Origin of the sequence: Aeromonas allosaccharophila (genome assembly GCF_000819685.1) — a bacterium.
Taxonomy (GTDB): domain Bacteria; phylum Pseudomonadota; class Gammaproteobacteria; order Enterobacterales; family Aeromonadaceae; genus Aeromonas; species Aeromonas allosaccharophila.
Genome location: NZ_CDBR01000111.1, coordinates 15,292 through 27,595 on the forward strand (window position 1 = coordinate 15,292; position 12,304 = coordinate 27,595).

Genomic DNA, 12,304 nt, shown 5'->3' on the forward strand with positions numbered 1-12,304 from the left:
CAAATAACAAGGAAGAGAGAAGCAATGGCCAAGACCCTCTATCAGAAAGTATTCGACGCCCATGTGGTACGGGAAGTGGAAGGGGAAACGCCCCTCATCTACATCGACCGCCATCTGGTACATGAAGTGACCAGCCCGCAGGCATTCGACGGCCTGCGCGCCATGAACCGCCAGCTGCGCCGCCCGGATCTGACCTGGGCCACCATGGATCACAACGTCTCCACCACCACCAAAGACATCGCCGCCTCCGGCGAGATGGCCCGCATCCAGATGGAGACGCTGGCCGACAACTGCAAAGAGTTCGGGGTTCGCCTCTACGATCTCAACCACAAATATCAGGGGATCGTCCATGTGATGGGCCCCGAGCTCGGCATTACCCTGCCCGGCACCACCATCGTCTGCGGCGACTCCCACACCGCCACTCATGGCGCCTTCGGCTCGCTGGCCTTCGGCATCGGCACTTCCGAAGTGGAACATGTGATGGCCACCCAGACCCTGAAACAGGGCCGCGCCAAAACCATGCGCATTTCGGTCAACGGCAAGCTGGCCGAGGGCATCAGCGCCAAGGACGTGGTGCTGGCCATTATCGGCAAGGTCGGCCATGCCGGTGGTACCGGCTACGTGGTGGAGTTTGCTGGCGAGGCCATTGCAGGCCTCTCCATGGAAGGGCGGATGACGGTCTGCAACATGGCCATCGAGCTGGGCGCCAAGGCCGGCATGATAGCCCCCGACCAGACCACCATAGACTACATCCGTGGCAAGGAGTTTGCCCCCAAGGGCGAGGTACTGGAGCAGGCCATCGCCTACTGGCAGAGCCTCAAGAGCGATGAAGGTGCCCACTTCGATGCCGAAGTAGTGCTGGATGCCGCCGACATCGCCCCGCAGGTCACCTGGGGTACCAACCCGGGTCAGGTGATCGCCGTCAATGAACCCATTCCGTCACCGGAATCCTTCAGCGATCTGATGGAGCAGCAGTCCGCCCGCAAGGCGCTCGCCTACATGGATTTGCAACCGGGCCAGAAGCTCTGTGATGTCGCTATCGACAAGGTGTTTATCGGGTCGTGCACCAACAGCCGCATCGAGGATCTGCGTGCGGCCGCCGCCATCGCTCGCGGTCGCAAGGTAGCCGCTGGCGTGCAGGCGCTGGTAGTGCCTGGCTCCGAGCTGGTGAAGGCGCAGGCCGAAGCGGAGGGTCTGGACAAGATCTTCATTGAGGCCGGTTTTGAGTGGCGCCTGCCCGGCTGCTCCATGTGTCTCGCCATGAACAACGACCGGCTGCAACCGGGGGAGCGCTGCGCCTCCACCAGCAACCGCAACTTCGAAGGGCGCCAGGGCCGCGCCGGCCGCACCCATCTGGTCAGCCCGGCCATGGCCGCCGCCGCCGCCGTCACCGGCCGCTTCGCCGACATTCGCGCACTGTAAGAGGAACCAGCGATGACAGGATTCAAACAGCATAAAGGGATCGTCGTCCCCCTCGACAGCGCCAACGTCGACACCGACGCCATCATTCCCAAGCAGTTTTTGCAGAAGGTCAACCGCATCGGTTTTGGCAAGCACCTGTTCCACGACTGGCGCTTCCTGGATGATGCAGGCCAACAGCCCAACCCCGAGTTTGTGCTCAACCAACCGCAATTCGCCGGTGCCAGCATCCTGTTGGCCCGCGAGAACTTCGGCTGCGGCTCGAGCCGCGAGCACGCCCCCTGGGCGCTGGCGGACTACGGCTTCAAGACCATCATAGCCCCGAGCTTTGCTGACATCTTCTACGGCAACGCCATCAACAACGGCATGGTGCCGGTACGCCTGAAAGAGGAGGAGGTCGATGCCCTGTTCCAGCTGGTCGCCGCCAAGCCGGGTATCGAGATTGAGGTGGATCTGGAGGCCAATCTGGTGCGCGCCGGAGATATCAGCTTCGGCTTCGAGATCGACGAGTTCCGCCGTTACTGCCTGCTCAACGGGCTGGATGCCATCGGCCTGACTCTGCAACACGAGGCAGCCATCAGCACCTTCGAAGCGAAGCAGCCGAGCTGGATTTAACGCGTCAGTTGCAAAAAAACGAGTAGAATCAACAGGGAGCTTCGGCTCCCTGTTTTACTGTCAGCTACGCTTCCCACTCTGGGCCACTGGAACCGGCCCGCGTTACAGGAAAGGATGATGAAGAGACCGACGGCAATTCCTCTGCTCTGTGCCCTGCTGCTTGCCCTGCCTGCGGGGGCCAGCCAAACCAGCTTCAACAACAGCCTCGGCCAGATCAGCGTTGGCTGGCAGGATAGCGAAGGCAAACCCCAGCAGCTCACCTACCGGCTCGAACAGGGCAAGTTGCCGCCGCTTATCGCCTATCGCCCGGCCAGAATGCAGGAGGAGGTATTGCAGGTGTTGCTGCGGGAGGTGCGCCAGAACTACCCCGAGGTGCAGTTCACCCTCGCCCGCCCCTCGCTGGAGCTACATCTGAAAAGCCGCAATCAGGACAAGGCACGCGAGGCGATGGCCTTTCTGGAGTCACAGCGGAGCAAAGAGGAGCAGGCGTGGCTGACCAAGCACTACTTCCAGTACTTCAACACCCCTGACGGGCAGCTGGCAGTGAAGCAGGATCATGTGCGCATCGCGCTGGAGAGTCGCAGCGGGCTGGCTCCGCTGGCGGATCAACTCAAGCAGCAGGGCAGCACCGAAACGGAAGCTCGCCAGAAGACCGTGGCCCATATGCTCACCTTTATCCAGAGCATCCCCTACCAGCAGCTCGACAACCTGAATGGAAGGCAGGGCAAGGGATTTCTCCCGCCCCGTCAGGTATTGGAGCAGAACCGGGGCGACTGCGACAGCAAGGTAACCCTGATGGCCGCCATGCTGGCCCAGCTCTTTCCCGAGCTGAAACAGGCTATGGTGTTCGTCCCCGGCCATGCGCTGCTGGCCGTTGACCTGCCCGCCAAGCCGGGGGATGTGACCCTCAACTGGCAGGGGCAGAACTACCTGCTGCTCGAACCCACCGGCCCCGCCACCTTGCCTGCGGGCCAAATAGCATCGACCAGCAAAACGCTGGTCGATAGCAAGCAGTTGAGTGTGCAGCCGATTCAGGAAAAAGGGTAATCCCCTCCCTCTGCCGATGGGGAGAGAAGATTAACCCTGAGGCAGAAACTCTACCGCCAGCAGCAACCCGCTCTCCTCCTCCAGCACCCGGATAATACGGGCGTGGGCTTCAAAGGGGGGCAACAGGTTGTTGTTGGTGGCAAGACTGATCCGGATGGGCTGATTGATGTCGAGCTGGTGTTCAGAGACCGCAATCCCCATGCCGTTGGCACTGAGATCCCGGCAGATCCCCTCCAGCACCAGCTGCTGCTGATAGACGGTGACCGGAGCATTGATGACCATGCGCGCAAAGGCACGCCTTTCCTTGGTATTGGTAAGCACGCGAACATCCTCTGTTGGGTGGGCGTCATCTCATGGGTATTGCACAATTGTGCTGGTCTACCCAAAAGAACGTTAATACAATGCGGTTCGTTTCTCAAACGGGGTGCGGTTTACCGCTGAGATTATACCCGTGTACCTGATCCAGATAATGCTGGCGGAGGAATTTGAGGCATGGCGCTCATTTTTTGCGCCCTCACCCGCTGGCACCTCGTTATTAACAAGTAATAGGGAGTGCCACCCATGAAGACCCTGCTGCTGGTCACCACCGGCCTGCTGTCGGCCAATGTGTTCGCCGCCGACACCCTCACCGTCTATACCTACAGCTCTTTCACTGCCGAGTGGGGTCCGGGGCCCAAGATCAAACAGGCCTTCGAGAAAGCGTGCGACTGCACCCTCAATCTGGTTCCCCTCGAAGATGGGGTCGCCATCCTCAACCGGCTGCGGCTGGAGGGCAACCACAGCAAGGCCGATCTGGTGCTGGGGCTCGACGATGCCCTCATCAGCGAAGCCAAGCAGAGCGGTCTGTTCGCCCCCCACCCCGCCAAGCTGGATGGCATCAAGGTGCCCGGTGGCTGGCAGGATGACACCTTCGTCCCCTACGACTATGGCTACTTCGCCTTTGTCTATGACAAGGAGAAGCTCAAGCAGCCCCCCAAGAGCCTGAAAGAGCTGGTGGAGCGCCCCGATATCAAGGTGATCTATCAGGATCCCCGTACCTCCACCCCGGGGCAGGGGCTGATGTTGTGGATGAAGTCCGTTTATGGCGACAAGACGCCCGCCGCCTGGGCCGAACTTGCCAAAAAGACGGTCACCGTCACCAAGGGGTGGTCAGAGGCCTATGGCATGTTCCTCGATGGCGAAGCGGACATGGTGCTCTCCTACACCACCTCTCCGGCCTATCACCTGATTGCCGAGAACAAGCCCCAGTATCAGGCTGCGGCGTTTGAAGAGGGGCACTACCGTCAGGTGGAAGTGGCCGCCAAGCTGAAAAGCGCGACCCAAGGCAAGCTGGCCGATCAGTTCCTGCAATTTATGGTGAGCCCCGTCTTCCAGAACGAGATCCCTACCGGCAACTGGATGTATCCGGTGATCGACACCCAACTGCCAAAAGGTTTCGAGCAGATGATCACTGTAGCCAAGCCGCTTGCCTTCAGCGCCGATGAGGTCGCCGCCCATCGCAAAGGGTGGATCCGCGAGTGGCTGCAAGCCGTCACCCAGTGAGCCGTCATCTGAAACCACAGGCTCGTCCCCTCTGGTGGCTGCCGGGCAGTGCAGCCACCCTGTTGATCCTGCTGTTATCCCTCGGGCCGCTCGTGGCCCTGCTGTGGCAGGCCGGTTCGCTGGCGCCCCGCACCCTGCTCGCAGACCCTTATCTGCGTCATGTGCTGGGCTTCAGTCTGGGGCAGGCGCTGCTCTCCACCCTGCTGAGCCTGGGGCTGGCCATTCCGGTGGCCCGCGCGCTGGCGCGGCGCCGCTTCATCGGTCGCACCCTGCTGATCAAGTTGTTTGGCCTCTCGCTGGTACTGCCGGTCATCATCGCCATCTTCGGCATAGTAGCGGTACACGGCAAGCAGGGGTGGCTGCCGCAACTGTTGCGCTCACTGGGGCTGGATCCCGGCAATTATCTCTACGGCCTGTTCGGTATCCTGCTGGCCCACGTCTTCTTCAATATGCCGCTGGCGGCACGCCTGATGTTGCAGAGCATAGAGAGCATCCCCGAATCGAGCTGGCGTCTCGCCAGTCAGCTCGGCATGCGCTCCTCCCATATCTTCCGGCTGCTGGAGTGGCCGCTTATTCGCGGCATATTGCCGGGGCTGGCCAGCCTCATCTTTATGCTCTGCTTCACCAGCTTCACCACCGTACTGGCGCTGGGCGGCGGCCCCAAGTCGACCACGCTGGAGGTAGCCGTCTATCAGGCGCTGCGTTTTGACTTCGATCTCGCCACCGCAGGCGGACTGGCGCTGGTGCAGCTGATCCTGACCGCCGCCCTGCTCGCCCTGCAACACAAGCTGCAGAGCACCCCGGCCAGCAGGGTGACTCCCCGTCGCCCCTGTCTGCGGCCGGACCGTCATCAGCCGGGAACGGCGGTGGTGGATCTGCTCTCGCTAGGTATCGGGCTCGCCATCTTTCTGCCACCGTTGCTGGCCATCGTGGTGGCAGGCCTCCACCCCGGCCTGCTGACAGCGCTCATGTCCAGCAAGCTTTGGCAGGCGAGCGGCCAGTCCCTGCTGATTGCACTGGCGGCAGGCACCCTGGCGACCCTGCTCGGCAGCGGCCTGCTGCTGACCAGCCGTCACCTCAAGGTGCGCACCCGCCAGCGGCGGGCTGCCGCCATGTGGGAGGCCAGCGGCTCGATGATCCTGATGATCCCGGCGGTGGTGCTCTCCACCGGCCTCTTTATCCTGTTTATGCCCTTTGCCGATGTATTTGCACTCGGCCCATGGCTGGTAGTACTGGTCAACGCCCTGATGGCGCTGCCCTATGTGCTGCGCACCCTCTCAGCCCCCATGCAGTTGGTGGTACGCCAATACGATCGGCTGGCGGACAGCCTGGGGGTACGCGGCCTGCATCGCCTGCGACTGGTGGAGTGGCCGCTGCTGCGCCGCCCGCTGGCACTGGCGATGGCGCTATCGATGATCCTCTCACTGGGGGATCTCGGCGCCATCGCCATGTTTGGCAGTCAGGAGCTCACCACCCTGCCCTGGCTGCTCTATCAACAGCTCGGCAGCTATCGCCTGACCGAGGCAGCCGCCACTGCCCTGCTGCTGCTGACACTCTGTTTCTCCCTGTTCTGGCTGGTGGAACGGGGGCTTGGAGGAAAACATGCTGAACATTGATACGCTGGTGACCAGCTACCCGGACTGGCGCGTCAGCTTCAGCGCGACCCTGCCCAAAGGGGAGATCACCGCACTGATTGGCCCAAGCGGCGCGGGCAAGTCGACCCTGCTCGGGATGATCGCCGGTTTCGTGCCGGTGGAATCGGGCCGCCTCAGTTTCGATGGCGAAGATCTGCTGCCGCTGGACCCAGCCGAGCGACCGGTCACCACCCTTTTTCAGGATCACAACCTGTTCCTCCACCTGTCGGTTTTTGACAATATCGCTATCGGCCTGCACCCGGGTCTGCACCTGAGTGCCGCCCAGCGGGCACAGGTGATCGATGCAGCCGGGCGGGTTGGTCTTGGCGAGATGCTCAACCGCCAGCCTGAACAGCTCTCCGGCGGCCAGCAACAGCGAGTCGGGCTGGCTCGCGCGTTGGTGCGAGGCAAACCATTGTTGCTGCTGGATGAACCCTTCTCGGCCCTCGATCCCGCCCTGCGCCGGGAGATGCTGGCCGAAGTGGCCCGCCTCGCCTGCGAGCAGGGCATTACCGTGCTGATGGTCTCCCACAATCCGGAAGATGCCCAGCTCATCGCCGATCAGGTGCTGTTTGTCGACGAGGGGCGCATCGCCCTGCAAGGCAAACCCGACATCCTGCAACACAGCGATCATCCCGAGCTACTGCGCTATCTGGGTCGTACGCAGGGCTCATGACCGGCGACGGGATCAAAAAAGGGGAAGCCGCTTGGCTTCCCCTTTTTCATATGAAGATGGTCAGTTAAATCAGAGATTTTCCTCGGCGAACGAGGCCAGTCGGCTGCGCACCACGCCATTGAGGAAGATGTTGGCACTGCCGTCGAAATCCTTGAAACGCTCGACGATGTAGGTGAGACCCGAGGTCACCGGGCTCAAGTAGTTAGAGTCGATCTGGGCCAGGTTACCGGAGCAGACGATCTTGGTGCCCTCGCCGCAGCGGGTGATGATGGTCTTGATCTGGGAAGCGGTCAGGTTCTGGCACTCATCCAGCAGCACGAAGGTGTTCTGGATGCTGCGCCCGCGCATGAAGTTGACCGATTTGAACTGGATATTGGCCTTCTCCATGATGTAGCTGAGCGAGCCGCTCATATTCTCGTCCTGCTTGTGCAGCACCTCCAGGGTGTCGGTCACCGCCGCCAACCAGGGCATCATCTTCTCCTCTTCGGTGCCGGGCAGGAAGCCGATGCTCTCGGCAATTTCCGGGGTATTCCGGGTGACGATCACCTTCTCGTAAATGCCCTTCTCAATCACCAGCTCCAGCGCCGCCGCCATCGCCAGCAGGGTCTTGCCGCAACCGGCCGGGCCGGTCAGGATCACCAGATCGATGTGCGGATCGAGCAGGGCATCCAGCGCCATCCCCTGATAGACGTTCTTGGGATGGACACCCCACGCCTTGCGGGACATCAGCCGCTCGCGGCCCAGATCCTTGATGCGGATCTTGCTGCCATCGTGGCTCAGCACCCGGGCGGCGAAGAAGTTCTCCTCGTCGATCAGGTACTGGTTGACGTGAACCCCTTCCAGCAGATTGGCATCGATCACATGGATGGTGTCGCGGCCATGGGTTTCGCTTTCACATTCGCCCACCCGCTCCCAGAAGCTGCCGGGCACCACCTGAAAACCTTTGGCCAGCAGGCGGATATCGTCGATCAGCTGGTCGCTGCGGTAATCTTCAACGTGGGCAAGCCCGGCCCCCTTGGCCTTGAGGCGCATGTTGATGTCTTTGGTGACCAGCACCACCTGACGCTTCAACTCGTGCTTTTGCAGATAGAGGGCCGCGTTGATGATGCGGTTGTCGGCCTCCTTGTCGGTAAACACCTCGGCATCCTGCGGCAGATGGTGATCGCTGAAGATGCAGATATTGCCGCTCGCTTCGCCAGCCAGCGGAACACCTTGGGTGATCTGATCCGGGGTTGCATCGCGGAACACATCTTCCAGCGCACGAATGGCCACCCGCGCGTCGCGGCTGACATCCTTGTTGCGATCCTTGATGTTATCGAGCTCTTCCAGCACCGTCATGGGGATGAGCACGTCGTGCTCTTTGAAGGAGTAGATAGCGAGGGGTTCGTGAAGCAGAACGTTGGTATCCAGGATAAACAGCTTTCGGTCCGTATTGTCCATAAGCATCCTCCTTGGCACTGAAGGGCCACGTGTGTGAATCTCAGATGTCATTGAAACCACACGGCCGTGACAGTTTTATTACCCTCAACGCTACGCCCGATTTTACTATCGCGCAACAAATCACTTGGCCGCCTGATTTGATTGAGCATAAAAACAGCAATAAAAAGACCGACGCTATGGCCGGTCTTTTTTCTATCGTTCAACTACTTCGGCATGTCTGTCAGCCGCACTTGGAGTCGCCGCAGTTGAGGCAGGTCATGCAGCCATCCTTCAGCACCAGCGCCTTGGTGTGGCACTTGTAGCAGAGCGCGGCATTGGCCGGGAAACCACTGCCAGCCTGCTGCTCTTCGGCCTCCTGAGCGGCTTTCAACTCGGCCTGCTTCTCGGCCAGAAACGCCTGCTGATGCTCGTCCAGCCCGGTTGCCTTGAGCATGCCGATCTCGGTGAGATGGCTCTCGATCACGTTGCCAATTTCGGCGATCAGCGACGGAACGTACTTGCCCTTGTTCCAGTAGCCGCCCTTGGGATCGAATACGGAACGCAGCTCCTCCACCAGGAAGGTGACATCCCCCCCCTTGCGGAACACCGCGGAAATAATGCGAGTCAGCGCCACGATCCACTGGTAGTGCTCCAGACTCTTGGAGTTGATGAAAATCTCGAACGGACGGCGAGTTTCGTGAACCGTGCCCTCGTTGAGAATGATGTCGTTGATGGTTATGAACAGTGAGTGCTCGGAGACATGCTCCGGCGTCTTCAGCTTGTAGGTGGTGCCCATCAGCCGCTCAGGGCGCAGCACGGTTTCGTGCATGTGCACCACGTCATCCTGCGCAGAGAGATCCTCTTGCGGCTCATCCTTGGTACGCACCTTGTAGGCGACGATTTTCTTGTCGATCTTCTTGACCATAATGTCGTTCTCAGAATTTACCGTAATAGCCTTCTTTCAAGGCGTCGTAGAGGTTGGCGGCAGTGTGCAGCTCGCCATCGTATTCGATCTCTTCGTTCCCCTTGACGGAGATGACGGAGCCATCCTCCAGGGTGAAGTCGTACAGGGTGTTCTCCAGATCCTTCTCCTTCACCAGCACGCCCTGGAAGGCCTCCGGATTGAAGCGGAAGGTAGTGCAGCCCTTGAGGCCGGAGTCCGAGGCATACATGTAGATGTCCTTGAACTGCTCGAACGGGAAATCGGTCGGCACGTTCGCGGTCTTGGAGATCGAGGAGTCGATCCAGCCCTGGGCCGCGGCCTGAATGTCCACGTGCTGGGCCGGGGTGATGTCATCAGCCGTAATGAAGTACTCAGGTAGGCGGCTCGCCTCCTCTTCGCTGTACGGCATGGCGGCTGGATTCACCAGCTCGCGGTAGGCCAGTAGCTCGAAGGAGTAGACATCCACACTCTCCTTGCTTTTCTTGCCCGGCTTGATGACGTTGCGGCTGTAATGGTGGGCAAAGCTCGGTTCGATCCCGTTGCTGGCGTTGTTGGCCAGTGACAGCGAGATGGTGCCGGTCGGCGCAATACTGCTGTGGTGGGTGAAACGCCCGCCCACTTCGGCCAGTTCGGCGACCAGCGCAGGATCCACTTCGGCAACCTGTTGCATATAGCGGCTATAGCGCGCGTGCAGCACCTTGCCCTTCAACTTGTCACCCACCTTGATGCCATCAGCTGCCATTTCCGGGCGCAGACGCAGCATCTTGCCGGTCACTTCGAACTCCTGCTCCATGATGGGCGCCGGGCCCTTCTCCCTAGCCAGACGCAGGGACTCCTGCCAGCCGGTCATCGCCAGCTCCTGGGATACCTGCTCGGTAAAGGCGACGGACGCAGCGGAGCCGTACTTGATCTGCAGCATGGTAAGGGTCGAACCAAGCCCCAGGAAACCCATGCCGTGACGGCGCTTGGCGGTGATCTCTTCACGCTGTTTGGCCAATGGCAGCTGGTTGATCTCCACCACGTTGTCAAGCATGCGGGTGAAGATGGCCACGACCTTGCGAAACGCCTGCCAATCGAACGCCGCTTGTTCAGTAAAAGGGTCGCGCACAAACTTGGTCAAATTGACAGAGCCAAGCAGACAGGCGCCATAGGGCGGCAACGGCTGCTCGCCACAGGGGTTGGTCGCGCGGATCTCTTCACAGAACCAGTTGTTGTTCATCTGGTTGACCTTGTCGATCAGGATGAAGCCGGGCTCTGCATAGTCATAAGTGGAGGTCATGATGACATTCCACAGCTTGCGGGCTGGCATGGTCTTGTAGACCTTGCAGGCGACCTGCCCCAACTCGTTGAATACAACCCCTTCCTTGTTGGGCCAGTCGGCCCAGAGCACCTGAGCGGGAGCGTCCAGTGCAATGCCATCCTGCTCCACCTCTTTGGCGGTGTAGGGGAAGATCAGAGACCAGGGCGCATCCTCTTTCACCGCCTTGACGAAATCTTCGGTGATGAGCAGGGAGAGGTTGAACTGACGCAGGCGGCCATCTTCACGCTTGGCCTGAATAAACTCGATCACATCGGGATGGCGGATATCCATAGTGCCCATCTGGGCGCCGCGACGACCACCGGCTGACGAGACGGTGAAGCACATCTTGTCATAGATATCCATGAAGGAGAGCGGGCCGGAAGTGTAGGCACCGGCACCGGAGACAAAGGCACCACGCGGGCGCAGGGTCGAGAAGTCATAGCCGATACCGCACCCGGCTTTCAGGGTCAGCCCCGCCTCGTGCACCTTGCCGAGGATATCGTCCATCGAATCTTCGATGGTGCCGGAGACAGTGCAGTTGATGGTTGAAGTGGCAGGCTTGTGCTCAAAAGCCCCTGCGTTGGAGGTGATGCGGCCAGCAGGAATGGCCCCATTGCGCAGCGCCCACAAGAACGGTTCATACCAAGCCTCCGGTTCCAGCTCCTGCTCTGCCAAGGCTCGAGCTACCCGCTGGTAGGTCTCGTCAATAGAGCTGTCGATGGGAGTGCCATCCTTGATCTTGAGGCGATACTTGCTATCCCAGATCTCGAGGGACGTTTCCTGCATGGGGATAAAGCGGGAGCCAAGCTCACTCTCCAGCACCGGGTTCGATTTAGCCATTTTCAATCAACCTTATGTGAATGCATCAACATCATGACAACAGCAGAGAACACAACCAATAGTGCCAGCTATAAAAATAAGCACAATATATAGTACACCTGAAGCCATGAGGGCGCTGATTCTAAACTAAAAAAATGCCCCGGCCAGCAGATTTCTGGGCCGGAGCACTTAACTGATTAATTTGCTGAGAGATTTAACACTCAGAGATAGATCAGGGCTTCTTGACGTAAACGGTCGGCGCTTCACCCGCCATATTCAGATAGAACTCGTAGACCCCATCCGCATCCGGTGAGAACTTCATGTCCTCATACTTGGAGCAGGGGTTGACCGGCACCGCCTCACCACCCAATACGGCAACACCATCACTCGGGCTCTTGTAGCCAAAGTTGGTACCGCAGCTCCAGCCCGAGTCAGCAAACTTGAACTTGTAGGGAGCCCACTCTTTCTTGAGGGTGCCTTTGGCCATGTAGAGTTTGTCGGCCACCTTGACTACCTTGCTTTCATCAGTCGCCATCCAGTCGTTCATCTCCCCGCGCAGGTAGATGGACTTGCCACCGAAGTCACTGTTGTCTGCCGCTGCCTGCTCTGCACCACCATTGGATGCGCAACCGCTTAATACCAGGGTTCCCGCCGCCAGCATCATCGTTACTGTTCTTTTGAACATGGGTCTATTCCTTAAATTATTGTGATTCCTTGGTCCATCCATGTGGACTGAAGAATTAAACCAGAGCGGGCATCACAAGAAAGGTAGAGGCATCACATTCTGTGTTTTTTATATCCAACACATTGAACTAATGAGCAAATATCGAACAGAGAATGGAGGTTCTTTTGGCACTTTATGGGAGATTTGTAAGCGTCCAGCGAAGGCC

General features: G+C 59.6%; 11 protein-coding genes and 1 riboswitch. Of the genes, 6 read left to right on the forward strand and 5 right to left on the reverse strand.

The genetic code is table 11. From position 1 onward, the window contains the following. Window positions 1-24 precede the first annotated feature (24 nt). From leuC to BN1115_RS19985, 3 genes are all read left to right on the forward strand, one after another. Complete coding sequence (gene leuC, locus BN1115_RS19975; RefSeq protein ID WP_042658547.1) at window positions 25-1,422, forward strand: 3-isopropylmalate dehydratase large subunit; 1,398 nt, start codon at window positions 25-27, stop codon at window positions 1,420-1,422. Between the two features lie 12 nt (window positions 1,423-1,434). Further along, window positions 1,435-2,034, forward strand: coding sequence for a 3-isopropylmalate dehydratase small subunit (gene leuD, locus BN1115_RS19980; RefSeq protein WP_042658548.1), 600 nt, complete (start codon window positions 1,435-1,437; stop codon window positions 2,032-2,034). A 117-nt stretch (window positions 2,035-2,151) separates the two neighbouring features. Then, window positions 2,152-3,081, forward strand: coding sequence for a hypothetical protein (locus tag BN1115_RS19985; RefSeq protein WP_042658549.1), 930 nt, complete (start codon window positions 2,152-2,154; stop codon window positions 3,079-3,081). 30 nt (window positions 3,082-3,111) lie between these two features. On the opposite strand, the gene BN1115_RS19990 is transcribed toward BN1115_RS19985, so the two are convergent. Next, entirely contained in the window at window positions 3,112-3,402 is a 291-nt protein-coding gene (locus tag BN1115_RS19990) for a PilZ domain-containing protein (RefSeq protein WP_005339160.1), read from the reverse strand. Between the two features lie 89 nt (window positions 3,403-3,491). Next, a riboswitch (TPP riboswitch) is annotated at window positions 3,492-3,582 on the forward strand. Window positions 3,583-3,642: 60 nt separating this feature from the next. On the opposite strand from BN1115_RS19990, the gene thiB reads away from it, so the two are divergent. Genes thiB through thiQ form a run of 3 tightly spaced genes read left to right on the forward strand, consistent with a single transcriptional unit; the run spans window position 3,643 to window position 6,933 of the window. Continuing rightward, the gene (gene thiB / locus BN1115_RS19995) at window positions 3,643-4,623 is read left to right on the forward strand and encodes a thiamine ABC transporter substrate binding subunit (protein ID WP_042658550.1); all 981 of its coding nucleotides are present in this window, start codon (window positions 3,643-3,645) and stop codon (window positions 4,621-4,623) included. Next, entirely contained in the window at window positions 4,620-6,239 is a 1,620-nt protein-coding gene (thiP, locus tag BN1115_RS20000; RefSeq protein WP_042658551.1) for a thiamine/thiamine pyrophosphate ABC transporter permease, read from the forward strand. The genes thiB and thiP overlap by 4 nt, the downstream gene beginning before the upstream one ends. Further along, a complete protein-coding gene (gene thiQ / locus BN1115_RS20005) occupies window positions 6,226-6,933 on the forward strand; it encodes a thiamine ABC transporter ATP-binding protein (RefSeq protein ID WP_042658557.1) in 708 nt (235 codons plus the stop codon). Before thiP ends, thiQ begins: the two co-directional genes overlap by 14 nt. Before the next feature lie 69 nt (window positions 6,934-7,002). Here thiQ and BN1115_RS20010 read toward each other — a convergent pair whose 3' ends face one another. The 4 genes from BN1115_RS20010 to BN1115_RS20025 all read right to left on the reverse strand — a co-directional run bounded on the left by BN1115_RS20010 (window position 7,003) and on the right by BN1115_RS20025 (window position 12,099). Further along, on the reverse strand, window positions 7,003-8,373 hold the full coding sequence (locus tag BN1115_RS20010) for a PhoH family protein (protein ID WP_042658552.1): 1,371 nt from the start codon (window positions 8,371-8,373) through the stop codon (window positions 7,003-7,005). 220 nt (window positions 8,374-8,593) lie between these two features. Next, window positions 8,594-9,277, reverse strand: coding sequence for a TSCPD domain-containing protein (locus BN1115_RS20015; RefSeq protein WP_042658553.1), 684 nt, complete (start codon window positions 9,275-9,277; stop codon window positions 8,594-8,596). A 10-nt stretch (window positions 9,278-9,287) separates the two neighbouring features. Further along, complete coding sequence (locus BN1115_RS20020; RefSeq protein ID WP_042658554.1) at window positions 9,288-11,435, reverse strand: adenosylcobalamin-dependent ribonucleoside-diphosphate reductase; 2,148 nt, start codon at window positions 11,433-11,435, stop codon at window positions 9,288-9,290. A 211-nt stretch (window positions 11,436-11,646) separates the two neighbouring features. Next, window positions 11,647-12,099: an early set domain-containing protein gene (locus BN1115_RS20025; protein WP_042658555.1), complete on the reverse strand. Its 453-nt coding sequence runs from the start codon at window positions 12,097-12,099 to the stop codon at window positions 11,647-11,649. Window positions 12,100-12,304: the final 205 nt, after the last annotated feature.